Origin of the sequence: Paenibacillus agaridevorans, from assembly GCF_003112455.1 — a bacterium.
GTDB lineage: Bacteria > Bacillota > Bacilli > Paenibacillales > Paenibacillaceae > Pristimantibacillus > Pristimantibacillus agaridevorans.
The window spans coordinates 135,816-151,656 of the sequence record NZ_BDQX01000196.1 but is presented as its reverse complement, the minus strand read 5'-3'; the positions used below and the strand labels follow the sequence as shown (position 1 = coordinate 151,656).

Sequence of the window (15,841 nt, the reverse complement as noted above, 5' to 3'; positions counted from 1 at the left end):
GGCTTCCGGCGGCCTGCTGATGACTTGCGGGTTATCCCATGCGGGTTCTCCGTCCGTCGACGAATCCGGAAGCTACGGCCTGCACGGCAGAGCCCATCATACTCCGGCTTCTCTGGTGAGCGTCCGCGAGGAGTGGGTCGACGATGAGCGGATATGGGGAGTATCCGGCGTTGTCGAGGAGACCGCGATGTTTGGAAGCAAGCTTAGACTTACGCGCGAATTGACCGGTAAGCTCGGCGACAATCGGATCGTTATAAGCGACCGGGTGGAAAACGCCGGCTTCCAGCCGGCGTCGCATATGATGCTGTATCACTTTAACTTTGGCTATCCGCTGTTGGGAGAGCATACGGAAATTGTATTGCCTGCCGCCGATCGCGAGGTTCGAGGGAGCGGGGCCCTCGGTATGGACGGCATCAGCGCTATGACCGATGTATTAGCCCGGGCGTCTCGCTGGGAAACGCCGGACGCCTCTATTGCGGAAACCGTCTACTATCATCAATTGCGCAACGAAGCAATCGACGCGGATGGGATGGCCCAAGCGACCATTGCCAATCCTTCTTTTCCCACGGGCGGAGCGCTGGGGCCGGTCAGCGTCACATTGCGTTGGTCGGCGGATACGCTGCCGCTGCTTGTTCAATGGCGGATGCCCGGCGCGGGCGAACATGTGCTTGGTCTCGAGCCGGCGAATTGCCGAGTGGAGGGACGAGCTGCCGAGCAGCGTTATGGCGGTCCGTTTATGCTGCAGCCCGGGGAGTCGACAACGTACAAGTTGGAGTTGATTGTTGGGTAGTTGCCGGAGATAATGAAGGCATAGCGGGAAACCAGATTATCGGAGGCCAGGAACGAATGAGGCAGAACATATACCAAACCTTGAATGCGAGACAGCAGCAAATGCTGGAACATATTTCCCGGGAGGGTGAGCTTCGTATTGCGGCGCTGAAGCAAACCTACCAGGTGACGGAGATGACAATCCGCCGCGACCTCGAGAAGCTGGAGGAGACCGGCGCGGTCAAGCGGACCTTCGGAGGAGTCATTTTTGTGGGCAAGGATATCGCTCTGCAAGAGAGGGCGGGCATTCTGACGGAAGAGAAGATTCGGATCGGCCGTCATGCCGCAAGTTTGATTCGGCCGGGGGATTCGATTTTTATCGATGGCGGGACGACAACATTGCAGGTGGCTAAATATTTGACGCCAGGCATGAATATAACGGTCGTTACGAACGCGTTGAATGTGGCGGCCGAGCTGTCCGGCAAACAAATTCCCGTGCTGATGACCGGAGGCATGCTGGTCGAGGCTACGAGCTCTCTCGTCGGCCCGATCGCAGCGCAAAACATGTCGGGCATGGCGTTCGACCGAATCTTTCTGGGCGCGACAGGCCTTAACGTCGAACATGGCTTTAGCAACTCCAATATCAATGAAGCGGAAGTCAAGCAGATCGCCATCCGCCAATCGACGGAAACGAATATTGTGCTGGATCATACCAAGTTTGGCGCGAAGGTTCTGATTTCATTCGCTCCCCTGTCCGGTGCGCATCGAATTATAACGAATCGCCTTCCCGATGAGGGGCTGCTCCGCGCTTGCAAAGAAGCGGGCGTCGTGCTGGAGGAGGCCTCTGAGTGATGTTGAACAGCCGTACTAGTATGGATCGGATTCAATTTTTGTCCCAATTTAATTTGATGAATTCCCTTTCCAGGGAGGACTTAATTGAGATGGACAAGCTCACGATCATTACTACCTTTCCGAAGCAGGCTTTGATCCAAACGCCGGACTCCAACACGGAGTCGCTGTATTTTGTTAAGAGGGGGAAGGTGCGGTTGTATCGCATCAATGGGGAGGGGAAACCTTTCACTTTGGATATTTTGGGCGAGGGAAATATTTTTGGGGATATGAAGGATATTTCCTTAGGTACAAAAGATCTGTTTATCGAGGCTGTTGAAGAAAGCGATATCTGCGTGATGAATCAAGATCGATTTGAAAGCTACCTGATTAGCCATCCGCATTTTATGTTGAATATGATAAAGGCAATGAGCGATCGTTTATCCCATTTGAGCAGTCTCGCGCAGAATCTGGCTCTCGGGAATTTGCACGACAGGATTATTTACATCTTGGTTGATTTGTCCAAACGCCTTGGAGTTCAGACCGTAGACGACGGTTACAGCCGGATAAAGATGAATCTGTCCCATCAGGAAATTTCCAGCCTGGTGGGGGCTTCGCGAGAAGCTGTCTCTGTAGCGCTCAAGGAGCTTGCGGAACTTGGCGCAATCCGTACAGGATTCCGCACGGTAGCGATCAGGCATGATCTGCTTGCCCCGGAGCGGAATTAATTTCGGATGCTGTGGATTTTGTAATCTACATTACATCTATTTTATGCATTTGTCCCTATGATGAAGGAGCAAAGAAAATGGATGAATCCCCAAAATTACAAGCCAAAGTATACCGGAGTGGAATGAAATGAAAATGAATACAGATCAAGTTTTCACCATACCAAGCGAGGTCAAGAATCGGACAGGACCTGTTAGGGCCAGTGAAATTCAACCGGAAGTCCTCCATCTATTAAATAGCGGGTGCATCGAAACGGTAAACTTGACGGAATGGCTTGCAGTTGATCATTTTCAATTGCTCGAACGGATTCTGCTCGAGTTAGGCTTGGATCAACACACCCAATCGCTGCTGTCGGAGCTGAAGAGGGTATACGGGCAATCGACTATGAAAGTAATACCTGCTATTGCAAACAAGTGGCTTACAACCATCGGTCTACAAACCGACGGGGACTCGTTGCATTTCGAAAAATTGGCTACACACCGTTCCGACAGTGTGCGCTGTTGGGCAGCTTTCATCGTTGGATTAGGCCAATCCGATCTGGAACATAAGCTAAATCAGATGCGTCGTTTTGCTGCGGATGGTCACTTTGGTGTACGTGAAATCGCGTGGATGGCCGTCCGTCAATCCGTATCGGAGCAGTTGAGTCAAGCCATACATTGGTTAAGTGAGTGGGTTCAGGCAGAGGATGCCAATGTTAGACGTTTTGCCGTTGAAGCAACCCGCCCGCGAGGAGTTTGGTCCCGTCATATAACGGAATTAAAGGAACATCCCGAGAAGGGGCTTCCGCTGCTGGAACCGTTAAAATCCGACCCGTCGAAGTACGTTCAGCATTCGGTCGCCAATTGGTTAAATGATGCGGCCAAGTCTCGGCCTGATTGGGTGGCGGACGTGTGCCGATCTTGGCTGGAAACGTCAGATCATAAAGCGACGAAGCGAATAACGTCTCGGGCGCAAAGAAATATAGCTGGAAATGGGTGAGCGCCATGATGCGCTCGCCTTTTTTTCATTCTCATAGGTTGACAATTTAAATCGTATTAATTACTATTAATAAAATGTAATGATTACGATTAAATGAAAGGAGATGAAGAGAATGGTCCAAAAATCGAAGGTCGTCAAGGAGCAAAAACGGCAAGCGACGGGGAAGACCGCATGGTTACTTAAGCAAATTCAAGGTGTCGCGTATCGTGTTCCGGGAGCTGGCCTATAAAGGCCAAATCCCGGGGATCAAGAAGTCCAGAATATACGATCATAGGGAAACGCGATAAGAGGCGGAAGAGGTTGAATAATCGCAATCATTACTTTTTGTGGGGAGAGGCGTTCTACATATGGGAAGAAACAAGATTGTCGTGCTGCTTGCATTCGTTCTGGCGATCGCGATGCTGGCGGGATGCAGCGGGAACAAAGGGAACGGCGGGAGCGCCGGCACAGAGGCGGAGGTTCGCGAGCTGGTATACGCGACGGCGAAGGACATCAACGACATGAATCCGCATTTGTACCCGGGATCCATGCCGGCGCAGGGGATCATCTACGAATCGCTCGTCGAGAACACGCCGGAGGGCATCAAGCCGCTCTTGGCGGAATCCTGGGACATCTCGGAGGACGGCAAGAGCTATACGTTCCATCTGCGCAAGGACGTGAAGTTTCATGACGGGGAGCCGTTCAACGCCGAAGCCGTGAAACAAAACATAGACGCGGTGCAACGGAACGGAAGCAAGCACGCCTGGATCAAGCTGTCCACGAAGCTGGCCGAGGTAAGCGCGGTGGACGAATTCACCGTCAAGCTGACGCTGACGGAAACGTATTATCCGACGCTGCTGGAATTGTCCATGACCCGGCCCTACGTATTCATCTCCCCCAAGGACTTCCTGAACGGGGAAACGAAGGACGGCGTGACGGGTTATCACGGAACGGGCCCTTACAGGCTTGAAGAGCACGTGACGGAGCAATATGCCAGCTTCGAGGCGAACGAAGACTATTGGGGCGGAGCGCCTGCCGTGAAGAAGCTTACGGCCAAGGTGCTGCCTGCGGGGGAGACGACGCTGCTGGCGCTTCAGAAGGGCGAGGTGAACTTCGTGTTCACGGACGACCGGGGAACGGACAGCATCGATGTGGACGCCATGCAGCGACTGGCGGATACGGGCGATTACCGGATCGTCCGCAGCGAGCCCATGAATACGAAGATGATCGTCGCCAACAGCAGCCAGACCGCAAGCCCCGTCAGCGAGAAGGCCGTCAGGGAAGCCATCTGGCAGTCGATCGACCGGGAGACGATCAGCCGAACTATCTTCGGCGGCACGGAAACGCCGGCCGACGCCTTGTTCTCGTCCAACGTCAACTATGCGGATGTCGGATTGGAGAAGAGAGAGTACGATCCCGAAGCGGCCGCGAAGCTGCTGGAGGAAGCCGGCTGGACGACGGCGAGCGGCGCCGAAATCCGGTCGAAGGACGGACGACAGCTGACCATGAAGCTGTACTACGACGTGAACTCGTCGTCGCAGAAGACGCAGGCGGAGCTGCTGCAGAGCGAAGTGCTCAAGATCGGCATGAAGCTGGACCTTGTCGGCGAGGAATCCTCCGCGATCGCGGGCCGGAGATCGTCGGGCGATTACGATCTGTTATTCAACCAGACGTGGGGGCTTGCTTACGATCCGCAAAGCACGATTACGGCGTTCGCGTCGGACAACGCTTATCTCCATACGACGAGCGGCATCCCTCGTGCGGAGGAGCTGTACGCGAAGATCGAGCAGGTCATGGTGTCCACGGACGAAGAGACCAGGAAAGGCCTGTACAAGGATATTTTGACGATCGTGCACGAGGAAGCCGTGTTCATCCCGCTTACGAACGGCAGCGTGACGATCGTGGCGCCTTCGGATCTGGTGGGCATCTCCTTCAAGCAAACGCAATTCGAACTGCCGTTTGAACGAATGAGCTTCCAATAGGCTGCGGTCTGTACCGCAAGGTTTCGGTTAGACGTGAAAGGGAGGAAAAGACGTGGGTCTGTACGTGTTGAAGCGGGTAGGCGCTCTTGCGCCTCTCCTGGTCGTCATCTCGTTTTTGACGTTTATATTGAACGGGCTCTCGCCCATGGATCCCGCCGAAGTCGTGCTGCATGCGCAAGGAGTGCCGTCGATCACCGAAGAGCTGATCGCGGCCACGAGGGCGGAGCTCGGCATGGACCGTCCGCTGCTGGCACGGTACTGGGATTGGCTGCTCGCCAGCATTCAGCTGGACTTCGGGGATTCTTACATAACGGGCAAGCCGGTATGGTCCCTGCTAGGTCCGGCCTTGATGAACACGCTGAAGCTGACGATCGTCTCTTCGCTGTTCATCATCGCGCTTTCCATCGTTCTGGGCGTCTTGTGCGCCTTGAGGGAGGGGAGATGGCTGGACCTTTCGGTCAGGGGCGTCTCCTTCCTGCTCACCTCCATGCCGGCCTATTGGCTGGCGGCGCTCATGGTCTGGTATTTCGCCGTGAAGCTGGACTTGCTTCCGACGAGCGGAATGGATTCGGCGAACAGCTACGTGCTTCCGGTGGCGGTCATCGTGATCGGCTACGCCGGCATCTACTTCCGGGTCGTTCGAAGCTCCATGCTGAGCAATTTGAACGAGGATTACGTCCTGTACGGAAGAGCCTGCGGCATTCCGGAGAGGAGGCTTACCATGCACGTGCTTCGCAATTCGCTGCAGGTGGCCGTGTCCGTCTTCGGTCTCGCCATACCGATCATACTGGGCAGCACGGTCGTCGTGGAAAATATATTCGCCTGGCCGGGTCTCGGCACGCTGACCGTCACCTCCATTCTGGGCCGGGACTTTCCCATCATTCAAGCCTACGTTCTCGTGCTCGCGGTCGCGTTCGTCCTGTTCAATACGGGATCGGACGTGCTCAACGCGGCCATGAATCCCCGGCTTAGGAAGGAGCTCTAGATGAAGCTGCTGAAGCGATTGTTGAAGGATAAGCTGGCGGCCGCGAGTCTCGCCGTGGTCGCGGCGACGCTGCTGATCGGGCTCTTCGCCCCGCTCTTTGCCCCGCATCCGCCGAACGAAGCCAACATGGAGCTCCGGTTCGCGGGAGCATCCTGGAGCTATTGGCTGGGCAACGACCATCTGGGACGCTGCATTCTGTCCCGCCTGATCTACGGCATACGCCCCAGCGTGCTCTGGGTGCTGGCCGCGCTTGGAGCCGCCGCGTGCTTCGGAGCCGCGCTCGGCTTTGTCGCCGGATACTTCCGGGGGAGGATCGATGCCATCCTAATGCGCGTCTGCGACGTCATGCTGTCGTTCCCCGGCTACGTGATGACGCTTGCCATCGTGGGCATGCTGGGGGCGGGGCTCGCGAATATATTGCTGGCGTTCGTCGTCATGAAATGGGCGTGGTTCGCGCGGGTCATTCGGACCGCGGTGATGCAATACGCCGACGCCGACTACGTGAAATTCGCCAAAGTGTTGGGAATGGGACATTTCGGCATCATGAGACGCCATATCGCGCCGGCGGCTTTGTCGGAAATCGCGGTCATCGCGAGCAGCGCTTTCGGCTCCATGATCCTGCAAATTTCCGGCCTCTCCTTCCTGGGGCTCGGCATCGAGGCGCCGCATGCGGAATGGGGCATGATGATGAACGAAGCGCGGTCGGTCATGTTCACGCGTCCGGAGCTCATGCTCGCGCCGGGGCTGGCCATCATTGCGGTCGTGTCCGCCGTCAACTTCCTGTCGGACGCGCTGCAGAAGGCGCTGGATCCCAAGCTTGCCGTTTCCGGCAAGAGAACTTCCGTCTTTGCCGGCGGAATGATGCGCGGCTTGCGCAAGAAGGAGGCGGCCTGAAACTGATGAGCTTGCTCGAAGTGGAACATTTGCGAATATGGGACGGGGGGAGCGGCGCGGTGCTGGTGCCGGACAGCTCGTTCCGGCTGTCGCAAGGGGAGTGCCTGGCTATCGTCGGCGAGAGCGGCAGCGGCAAGTCGCTGACCTGCAAAGCGCTCATGCGGCTTAATCGCCCCGGTATCCGTCAGACCGGACGCGTTGCGTTGAACGGCGTCGATCTGACGGGGCTGTCCGATAAGGAGATGCGCCCCTACAGAGGCAAACGGATGTGCATGATCATGCAGAACGGCATGCGCGCGTTCGATCCGTCGCGTCCCGTCGGAGCTTATCTGCTGGAGGCGTTGTCCTTGCATGGCGACTGGAGCCCAAGCGAGATGGTCGCCGGCCTGTCTGCCGCCATGATGAGCGTAGGATTGTCGGATCCATCCGCCGTAATGAAGCGATACCCGCACGAATTGTCCGGCGGCATGCTGCAGCGGACCATGATCGCGCTTGCCATCGTATTGGAGCCCGACGTCATTATCGCGGACGAACCGACGACGGCGCTGGATGCCGTCACGCAATACGAAGTGGTCGAGCAGTTCGTGGCGCTGCGGGGACGAATCGGCAGCGCCATCGTATTCGTGTCGCATGATCTGGGCGTGGTGCGCCGAATCGCGGACGAAGTGCTGGTCATGAAGGACGGGGTCATCGTGGAGCAAGGGGGAACCGACGCGATCTTCGGCGGGGCGAGCCATCCCTATACCCGTTATTTGGTTTCGTCCAAGGAAGCGCTCCGGAGCCGTTATTTGCAACTGATGGGGGGGACGCGCATTGCTGAAGGTTGAGGGCGTGAGCAAGTCGTACCGCGGGAACGGCTGGCTTGGCGGAGAACGTCGGCAAGTGCTGCGACGGATCCATATGGAATGGAACAAAGGCGAGTCCCTCGGCATCATCGGGGAGAGCGGCAGCGGCAAGTCGACGCTCGGCCGGCTGCTGCTCGGCATCGAGAAGCCGGATGAAGGGCGCGTGACGTGGGGAGGACGTCCCATCACGGACCGTCGCGCGAGACGAGGAACGATCAGCGCCGTCTTCCAGGACTATACTTCGTCGATCCATCCCTTCTACACGGTGCGCCAAGCGCTGCTGGAGCCCTTGAAGCTCGTCGGCGGCCCAGGGGACGCGAGGAAGCTCGCGGAGCTGCTGCGCCAGGTGGGACTGGACGAATCGTATCTGGACAAATTTCCGCACGAGCTGTCCGGGGGAGAGGCGCAGCGGGTCTGCATCGCCCGGGCCGTGTCGTCGAACCCGCAATGCATGCTGCTGGACGAAGCCATAAGCTCCTTGGACGGCTCCGTCCAGATGCAAGTGCTGGAGCTGCTGAAGGGGCTAAAAGAAACTTACGGCATGGGGTATATTTTCATCACGCACGACATTATGGCGGCTGCTTATCTATGCGACCGGATCATGATCGTGCGAAACGGCGAAATCGAGGAAACCGTCGAGACGTCGCAGCTGCGGCACGTGAAGACGGATTATGCCAAGGCATTGCTCCGGAAGGTAATTGTATAAAGAACAACGGCGTAGCCCTGGGTTGCCCAAGCTTGATCAGAAAGGAGAACGTGTCGGTGAAAGGTGCGTTGTCTTGGCCGTTTATTCGGCTCTATATGCTTACGCTGCTCTACTTCAGCGCCAATTCCATCCTGAACGTCATCATCCCCCTCCAAGGGGAGGCGCTGGGGGCGACGAATACGACGATCGGCATCATCATGGGCGCTTACTTGCTGACGACGATGGTCTTCCGTCCATGGGCGGGACAAGTCATCCAGCGTTACGGTCCCATCCGGGTGCTGCGGATCATTCTGATCGTCAACGGACTGGCGTTGCTGGTCTACTCGTTCACGGGTCTCGGCGGTTACCTGTTCGCTCGCGTGCTGCAAGGAGTATGCACCGCCTTCTTCTCCATGGCGCTGCAGCTCGGCATCATCGACGCGATGCCGGACGAGGATCGTTCGCAAGGAATCTCCATGTATTCCTTATGCTCTTATATGCCGGGCATATTCGGCCCGCTGCTTGCCATCGGCATGTGGCGGACGGGGGAGATGCACGCATTTACGCTGTCGATGGTCGCCATTGCGATTTTGACCGGCGTGGTGGGGTTCACGGCAAGCATTCATCGCGCTCCCGAGGAGAAGGTCGAAGCCGCTTCACGGGGCAATCCGGCCGCCCTGATGCGGCAAGCCATGGGACAGTTGGTCCGCAATCCCCATCTTCGGCGCTGCGGTACGCTCATGCTGACCGCTTCGCTCGTATTCGGAGCGGTGACGGCGTTCGTGCCGTTGTACGCCCCCCAGATCAACGGAGGCAGCGCCGCCGTCTATCTGGGCATTCAGGCTGCCGTTGTCGTAGCCGCCCGGTTCCTGCTCCGATCCCGCATTCCGTCGGACGGCAAGTGGAGCAGCCGCTTCGTCGGAGGGACGATGCTCATGCTGGTCGCCGCTTCGGTTGCAGTCGGGCTGGCGGCTGCCGGAGGGCCGGCGCTGTTCTACGCCGGCGCCGTGTTGATGGGAACCGCTCAGGCGCTGCTGTACCCGACGCTGACGACCTACTTGAGCTTCGTGCTGCCGAAGACGGAGCGCAACGTGCTGATCGGGCTGTTCATCGCGACGGCCGATCTCGGCGTATCCCTCGGCGGCATCGTCATGGGACCGGTGGCGGATCTTGCGTCGTACTCCTCGATGTATCTGATCTGCGCCATTATCGCGCTGCTCGCGGCTTCCCTTGCCTTGAGGGGACGGATGGGGGGCGGCAACATATCGGGAGCGAAGCGAGGCATCTAATCGCAGTCAAAGGGAAGGGCCGTAGATACCGGGTGATCCGGTACCTACGGTTTTTTTGGCATTGGCGAGGGCTCGGCTGTCTGCAACTTCAATATGCCGCGCGGGAATCAGTCGGTCTCTCTCCGGCTTTAGGCACAATTCATGGGGCTCCCCGGAAGGGGATAAGTCCCCCGATCTCGAATTGGTGTAGGGACGAATCGCAACGAGGCCAGGACGGAACATGAAGGAGATGCCGGCCCGTATTCACCATGAAAGGACGATGTAGAGTGGGGAACCCCCTGGCAACCGTGCAATGGGCAGCACGAAACGAGGAAATCGAGGAGCTCATCCATCAGGGAGAGAGCGTGACCGTTCATGAAATGGCGCAGGGCTTCGAAGCCGAAGTGAAGGAGCTGCGTTCCGCCAATGCCAGCTTCGTATGGAAGGTGTGGAACAAACAATCGAAGCCGCGCGTCGATGTCCAGTACCATTTGTTGCAAATTCTCGCGGAGAGAGGCATTGCCGTTTCCCGTCCGCTCGGCTGGGGCAAGGATGCCGACTGCAACCCCGTCTTGCTCACGACTTTCGACGGGACGAGCATCCGCAAGGCGAATCCGAAGAAAGTAACGGAGCTCGCCAAGCTTCTATCGGCCATCCATCGCATCGGCATCGAAACGGAGATCGATTCTTTCTTGCCGAGCTACGAGTTTAAAAGCTACTTTTTCGCCGAAGCCGATCAATACGAGCCTATCGACCAAGCCTTGCACGCGATCCTGCCTCAGGCGGGACTTAGGAGAGACGCCATCATCCATGGCGACTATCATCTCAACAACATCGTGGAGAACGGAGAGCGGCTAACCGTCATTGATTGGACGAACGTCCAGCGGGGAGATGCCCGGTACGACTTTGCCTGGTCGCTTGTTCTCATGCGCATCTATCTGTCCGAGAGGAACGCGGCCCTGTTCCGTTCCGCTTATCTGGAAGAGAACCCGATGGAACAGGAGGAGCTGAAGGCGTTCGAGGCGCTTGGCATCCTGAGATGGCTCTTCCTGATGAAGCGGGGCGGCACGTTCCGAAAGGCGGATACGATCAAGCGGGTGAAAGGGCTGATACAAGACAATGGTTGGTTGGATCCTTCGCTCCTATAAAAGGGGCACAATCATGGGAGATCGCCGAAGCGCAGTAGCGCATCGCGGCCCAAGGGGTGACACCGGACAACTTTGACGATTTTTTGTGAGAGGCGCCGGCGCGAAGGAGTCCATCATCCAATTCGTTAATGCTAACTCCATCATTCTGGCGCTCCAATAGTTCTGCAGTGATTGCGGCAGGCTCCAAAAAATGCCCCTCCACCAGAACAAAACGTCCCCTTGGCAAACGGTATATGCATTCGCTATGGTAAGGAGAGCGGAATTGCCGCGAATAGCGGCAGAAGCCCTGCTACAAGGATCGAAATTCGACGAAAGTTAAATTGAGGGTGAATCAATCATGCTGCGAAAATTGGAAATCATAGCGACCACGCCTGTTGAAGCGCTGGCGGCCGAACGGGCAGGGGCCGATCGCATCGAGTTGATCGCAGCCATGTCGGAAGGCGGCTTGACTCCCAGTTACGGCACGATCGTGCGGACCGTACAAGCCGTGCGCCTCCCCGTGCGCGTGATGGTGCGGCCGCATAGCAGAAGCTTCGTCTATACATCGGACGAGCTGGAGACGATGACGGCGGATATACGCATGATCCGCGAGTCAGGCGCGGCGGGGCTGGTGTTTGGCGTGCTGACGCCGGACGGGCAAGTCGACGTTGCCGCTGTGGAGAGACTATGCGCGGGGGCGCCAATGTTGCCGGTGACCTACCACCGGGCGATCGATGAAGCGCGGGACATCGCAGAAGCGCTGCGCGAGCTGGAGCGGATCCCGTCCGTCGACCGCGTGTTGACGTCAGGCGGCCACGCCGACGGCGCATGGCACGCGCGATATAAACTCCGCGAGCTGCAGGCGGCTACGCCGCTGAAGCTTATCGCGGCCAAAGGTTTGACGGTGGAGAAGCTCGAAGCGTTCCTGGAGGATGCCGAGGGCGTAAACGAGGTTCATTTCGGGACCGGAGCAAGGGTTGGCGGCAGAGAGGATTCGCCGATCGATCCCGAGCGGGTGGAAGCATGTGCGCGTCTTCTTCGCGGCGGACAGAACGAATGACAGACATCAATGAGGAGGTCGAAGGACGATGACGGAGAAAGCAGGACTGCTCGTGGAAGAGCATAGGGGGCCGCTGGTCGAGTGCGAATATGTCGGCCATCTTGTTGCGGTCGACTTAAATGGCGCAATCGTAAGGGAGATCGGCAATCCTCGTCACGTAACTTACATGCGGTCGGCTGCCAAGCCGTTTCAGGCGCTGCCTTTCTTTGCAAGAGGGCTGCACCGGCAGTTGAAGCTCACGGAGGACGAGCAGGCGATTTTGACGGCTTCGCACCGATCGCAGCCGTTCCATGTCGAGACGCTCGAATCGTTGATGGCGAAGATTGGCGCGGAAGAGCGACAACTGGCGTGCAGCACGGCCTACCCGCTGCACGGGCCGAGCCGGGTTGAGCTGCTGAAGCGAGAAGCGCCCGCGCGGCGTCTGTACCATAACTGCTCCGGCAAACATCTCGGCATGCTCGCCGTGTGCCGAGCCGCGGGTTATCCGGAGCAAGGGTACGAGCAGCCGTCGCATCCTCTCCAGCAGGAGATTATCGGCCTCCTGTCCGTGTTGTCCGGCATCGACGCGGAGGATATCGCGATCGGCATCGACGGCTGCGGCTTGCCGGTGTTCGGCATGCCGATCTATCATATGGCGCAGGCGTTTCTGCGGCTGGCGCGTCCGGAGACGATCGGCGACGGAAAGCTGTCCGCCGCCGCGGCGGATCTGACGGCAGCGATGCATGAGCGTCCGCTGTGGGTGTCGGGCAGCGATCTTATCTGTCCGGCGCTGCTGGAAGATTCCAACATTGTAGCCAAGGGCGGGGCCAAAGGCATTTACTGCTTCGCGTTGAAAGAGCAGGGGATCGGCTTCGCCTTTAAAGTGATGGACGGCAGCGAGGACAAGTGGCCGTTCGTCGTCGCTTCTATCCTCATGCAGATCGGTTACGAGGATGAGCGGACGATTGAGCGGCTGTTGCGCCTATGTCCGGTGGAAATCGTCAACGGATCCGGCACCCGCGTAGGCGAGCATCGGATCGGCTTCGATTGGAACGCGAAGAGCTAGCGGACTATGGTTAAACGGGCCTGGAGGAAAGAACAAGACAGAGCTGAACAGATCTGAACGAGCAGAGCAGATCTGAAGGAGCAGAACGAGCAGAGCAGATCTGAAGGAGCAGAACGAGCAGAACGAGCAGAGCAGGCGGCGATGCTAAGATACCGCCGCTGGACGATTCAAATTAGCAGCACTACTGCTTCATGCGGGGTCATCGTGATCGCGCATTAACGAAAGGGGTTGTTCCTAACAGTCTTGCTAGATGACTGTTGGGACAACCCCTTAGTAACTCACGAGCACGTTTTTGCCGTTTGTGTGAGCTGTAACCCCAAAAAGTTGGGTTGCAGAGCCGCACGGAGCGACTTTGTGAGCTGTAACCCGAAGCCGGGCGTCAAAGTCGCAATTGGCTTTTGGACAGCCCTGTTCCGTATTTATAAGCGGACCTTCCTGGAACGTCACTCATTCGGAAGAGGAAGCTTCAGCACGATATTGGTGCCGGCGCCTTCCTTCGACTCCACCTCGATGTCGTGGGTCGTGCCGTAATGAAGCTGCAGCCGCTGCTGCACGTTGGCGAGTCCGATATGTTCGGCGTCCGGGTGTTTGGCGGCCATCGCCAGCTTTGCATGCAGCGCCTCCAGCGTCTCCGGGGACATGCCAATGCCGTTGTCGAATACTTCGATTCGGATAAATTCGTCGGCGACATAAGCCGTGACCGCGAGGAAACCGTTGTCGTCCGGGCGGAGCTCCAGTCCGTGGTAGATCGCGTTCTCCGCGAGCGGCTGCAGCGTCAGCTTGGGGATAGGAGTCGCCATCAGCGAATCCGGTACGGAGATATGCAGATGGAAGCGGTAATCGTATCGGATCTGGTTGATCTCGAAGTAACGGCGCACCTGCTCGATCTCGTCCCGCAGCGACACCAGCGACTCGCCGGAGGAGATGCTGTAGCGGAACATATCGGCCAGCATAACCGACATTTGCGACAACACGGGGACGCGCTCGATGATGGCAAGCGCGCTCATCGCATCCAGCGTGTTGTACAGAAAATGCGGGTTGATTTGCGAATGAAGCGCCTGAAGCTGCGCTTGCTTGCGCATCAGCTCGGAGTGGTAGACGTCCTTGATCAGATTCTCGATCCGCTCGTTCATCCGGTTAAAGCCGTGAGCGAGCTGCCCGACTTCGTCGGTGCTGTGCACTTCCACGGCAGGCGGAAATTGGCCCGATTGGAGCTGCTTCATCCGCTCCTTGAGCTCTCGAAGGGGATGGGATACGCGTCTGGCTACGAGCACCGCCAGCAATACGGCGAACGCCAGCGCGACAAGCCCGACCTGAATCGTTGTGTTGCGGAACGAATCGGCATAGGTGTGCAGCTTCTTGACCGGGTCGAGGCTGACGGCTCTCCAGCCGATGCCGGACAGCCACGTCTGATTGACGAACATTTCCTCTCCTTTCCAATGGATCCGCTTGCCGGAGAGATTGTCCCAGTCGGTGGACAACAGCCAATTCGACCCGATCTCGTCCAAGTCGCTGCTGTAGACGATTCGATTTGCATTGTCCAGCACAAGCACGTTGGAAGTGTCGGTCTCGGCCATCAGCGCGGCGATCGTGCTTAGATTGAGCTCGACCAGCACGGCGCCTAGCGGAGCCGTGGATAGCGTATTGTTGATTTTGCGGCCGATGACGACCGCGTACGGCAATCGATCCGGTTGGCCGTAGGGCTCGAGACGGCGAAAGGGACCCGCCACAACCGCTTGTCCGCCTTGGGCCATCACGTTGTCGAACCAGGGCTGCTTGATCCAGGAGTTGTAGGGTTCGATGTTGCGTTCCTTGGATACGATGCGCCCGTCGGCCGAAACCCAGACGACGTTGTTCACCGGCGTTTGGATGTTCATATATCCGTACCACTCGTCGAATCGCTGGAACAGCTCGCTTTCCCATCGCTTATATCGGACGAGATCCTCTGGCGGTCCCTCGTTCAGCAAAGCTTGCACTTCGCCCGTATAGATGGCGCGAGTATAACGTTCGATCCTTTCGACGAAAGCGGCCAGCTGTACGCCAAGCATGCGCATTTCCTGCTGCCGATTGCGAATCGTCTGTTCCTCAGAAGAGCGAACGGTGGAGCTGTACAGAATGACTCCGATCGCGGTCAGCGGCAAAGCCGCGATTAATACGAGAGTGAGAAGCAGCTTGGCTCTTATGCTGCTTCTCAGCTTATGCATCGAGCGGCGGATCATGCCGGGCTTCCTCCTTGAGCTTCCTCCTTGAGCTTCATAGGCGTCATGCCGTGATGGCGCTTGAACAGCTTGCGGAAGTACTTCAGATCCTGATAGCCGCAGAGCTCCGCCACTTCGTTGATGCGCCGGCTAGGATCCTCGGTCAGCAGCCGCTTAGCGAAATCCATGCGCAAGGAGGCAATGTATTCCAAATAGTTCACCCCTGTAGCCTGTCGGAATAGCGAACAGAAGTAGCCGGGACTAATATACAGCCGCTTGGCCAATTCCGTGAGAGTAAGCGACTCTCGGAAGTGCCCGTCGATATAAGCTTTCATCTCCATCATCGCTTGCCGGATATCCGGCATCCTGGCGTCCGGGCGCACCGCTCCAATTCCGCCGTAGCCGCCGCTTGAATCCGCCTCCGTCCCCCGGTTGGCCGGCGTCCCGCCTCCCGTTAAAGCAACTACGCCATC

15 protein-coding genes and 1 pseudogene are annotated in these 15,841 nt (G+C 57.7%); 14 read left to right on the top strand and 2 right to left on the bottom strand.

All coding sequences use genetic code 11. The features are described 5' to 3' along the window. The 14 genes and pseudogenes from PAT3040_RS19190 to PAT3040_RS19125 form a co-directional block, all read left to right on the top strand. On the top strand, positions 1 to 790 hold a 790-nt coding region (locus PAT3040_RS19190), incomplete at its 5' end, for an aldose 1-epimerase family protein (protein ID WP_108993980.1). 56 nt (positions 791 to 846) lie between these two features. Beyond that, positions 847 to 1,620 carry a DeoR/GlpR family DNA-binding transcription regulator gene (locus tag PAT3040_RS19185; protein ID WP_108993979.1) on the top strand — a complete coding sequence of 258 codons (774 nt, stop codon included), beginning with the start codon at positions 847 to 849 and terminating at the stop codon, positions 1,618 to 1,620. 20 nt (positions 1,621 to 1,640) lie between these two features. Further along, on the top strand, positions 1,641 to 2,324 hold the full coding sequence (locus PAT3040_RS19180; protein ID WP_087566134.1) for a Crp/Fnr family transcriptional regulator: 684 nt from the start codon (positions 1,641 to 1,643) through the stop codon (positions 2,322 to 2,324). Positions 2,325 to 2,457: 133 nt separating this feature from the next. Continuing rightward, positions 2,458 to 3,300 (top strand): DNA alkylation repair protein, encoded by an 843-nt coding sequence (locus PAT3040_RS19175; RefSeq protein ID WP_108993990.1) that lies wholly within the window; start codon positions 2,458 to 2,460, stop codon positions 3,298 to 3,300. Positions 3,301 to 3,461: 161 nt separating this feature from the next. Then, positions 3,462 to 3,587 (top strand): annotated as a pseudogene (locus PAT3040_RS39735) (hypothetical protein); the annotation flags it as partial. Positions 3,588 to 3,647: 60 nt separating this feature from the next. Continuing rightward, on the top strand, positions 3,648 to 5,261 hold the full coding sequence (gene cntA / locus PAT3040_RS19165) for a staphylopine-dependent metal ABC transporter substrate-binding lipoprotein (RefSeq protein ID WP_108993978.1): 1,614 nt from the start codon (positions 3,648 to 3,650) through the stop codon (positions 5,259 to 5,261). A gap of 52 nt (positions 5,262 to 5,313) precedes the next feature. After that, the gene (opp1B, locus tag PAT3040_RS19160; protein ID WP_108993977.1) at positions 5,314 to 6,246 is read left to right on the top strand and encodes a nickel/cobalt ABC transporter permease; all 933 of its coding nucleotides are present in this window, start codon (positions 5,314 to 5,316) and stop codon (positions 6,244 to 6,246) included. Beyond that, positions 6,247 to 7,140 (top strand): staphylopine uptake ABC transporter permease subunit CntC, encoded by an 894-nt coding sequence (cntC, locus tag PAT3040_RS19155; RefSeq protein WP_108993976.1) that lies wholly within the window; start codon positions 6,247 to 6,249, stop codon positions 7,138 to 7,140. Positions 7,141 to 7,145: 5 nt separating this feature from the next. Further along, entirely contained in the window at positions 7,146 to 7,967 is an 822-nt protein-coding gene (gene cntD / locus PAT3040_RS19150; RefSeq protein WP_108993975.1) for a staphylopine uptake ABC transporter ATP-binding protein CntD, read from the top strand. After that, positions 7,954 to 8,691: an ABC transporter ATP-binding protein gene (locus PAT3040_RS19145; RefSeq protein WP_108993974.1), complete on the top strand. Its 738-nt coding sequence runs from the start codon at positions 7,954 to 7,956 to the stop codon at positions 8,689 to 8,691. The genes cntD and PAT3040_RS19145 overlap by 14 nt, the downstream gene beginning before the upstream one ends. A gap of 56 nt (positions 8,692 to 8,747) precedes the next feature. After that, a complete protein-coding gene (gene cntE / locus PAT3040_RS19140) occupies positions 8,748 to 9,959 on the top strand; it encodes a staphylopine family metallophore export MFS transporter CntE (RefSeq protein WP_108993973.1) in 1,212 nt (403 codons plus the stop codon). 266 nt (positions 9,960 to 10,225) lie between these two features. Beyond that, entirely contained in the window at positions 10,226 to 11,086 is an 861-nt protein-coding gene (locus PAT3040_RS19135) for a phosphotransferase enzyme family protein (RefSeq protein ID WP_181376720.1), read from the top strand. 337 nt (positions 11,087 to 11,423) lie between these two features. Then, entirely contained in the window at positions 11,424 to 12,125 is a 702-nt protein-coding gene (locus PAT3040_RS19130; RefSeq protein WP_108993971.1) for a copper homeostasis protein CutC, read from the top strand. Between the two features lie 28 nt (positions 12,126 to 12,153). Beyond that, positions 12,154 to 13,170, top strand: a complete 1,017-nt coding sequence (locus PAT3040_RS19125) for an asparaginase (RefSeq protein ID WP_108993970.1) — start codon at positions 12,154 to 12,156, stop codon at positions 13,168 to 13,170. Positions 13,171 to 13,613: 443 nt separating this feature from the next. On the opposite strand, the gene PAT3040_RS19120 is transcribed toward PAT3040_RS19125, so the two are convergent. Both PAT3040_RS19120 and PAT3040_RS19115 read right to left on the bottom strand, forming a co-directional pair. Beyond that, positions 13,614 to 15,389, bottom strand: coding sequence for a sensor histidine kinase (locus PAT3040_RS19120; RefSeq protein WP_108993969.1), 1,776 nt, complete (start codon positions 15,387 to 15,389; stop codon positions 13,614 to 13,616). After that, a partial coding sequence (locus PAT3040_RS19115; RefSeq protein ID WP_181376719.1) for a helix-turn-helix transcriptional regulator occupies positions 15,386 to 15,841 on the bottom strand: 456 nt, incomplete at its 5' end. The genes PAT3040_RS19115 and PAT3040_RS19120, both read right to left, overlap by 4 nt.